Here is a 257-nt window from a genome sequence, read left to right as displayed (position 1 = left end):
GTTGGTACAGGCCTAAATGCAGATCCAGAGTATATTGAAGCAGTTGTAAAACATCTTGCTACAATTAGTGAATTACCCCTTGTTGGTGCAGAAGATTTAGTGGACGCAACGCAAAATACTGATGCGTACACAGAAGTGTCTGCAGCACTAAAAGTATGTATGATGAACATGTCTAAAATTGCGAATGACCTTCGCTTAATGGCATCAGGTCCACGTGTTGGTTTAGCAGAAATTATGTTACCAGCTCGTCAACCAGG

Annotated in this window: 1 protein-coding gene; it reads left to right on the top strand. The window is 41.6% G+C overall.

Annotation, left to right across the window (positions count from 1 at the left end):
* The coding region (locus JDS92_RS30305; RefSeq protein WP_242476063.1) for a lyase family protein at window positions 1-257 on the top strand (257 nt) is incomplete at both ends.

The organism is Bacillus cereus group sp. N12, assembly GCF_016483575.1.
GTDB lineage: Bacteria > Bacillota > Bacilli > Bacillales > Bacillaceae_G > Bacillus_A > Bacillus_A toyonensis.
Note: the sequence above shows the minus strand (reverse complement) of the source record. Positions and strands in the feature narration are given on the sequence as shown.